Genomic DNA, 219 nt, shown 5'->3' on the forward strand with positions numbered 1-219 from the left:
AGCGTCCGCATCAGCGTCGGCATCTGCGTCGGCATCTGCGTCTGCGTCCGCATCAGCGTCTGCATCTGCATCTGCATCTGCGTCGGCATCCGCGTCTGCGTCAGCATCGGCATCCGCGTCTGCGTCAGCATCGGCGTCTGCGTCTGCGTCTGCATCAGCATCCGCGTCTGCGTCTGCGTCTGCGTCTGCGTCAGCATCCGCATCTGCATCCGCGTCTGC

Annotated in this window: 1 protein-coding gene; it reads right to left on the minus strand. The window is 64.8% G+C overall.

Annotated features, from left to right (window positions below):
• A partial coding sequence (locus tag B1A78_RS23395; protein ID WP_218668030.1) for a hypothetical protein occupies window positions 1-203 on the minus strand: 203 nt, incomplete at its 3' end.
• Window positions 204-219: the final 16 nt, after the last annotated feature.

This window comes from Sphingopyxis sp. KK2 (assembly GCF_001990265.1).
In the GTDB taxonomy this organism is placed as follows: Bacteria; Pseudomonadota; Alphaproteobacteria; order Sphingomonadales; family Sphingomonadaceae; genus Sphingopyxis.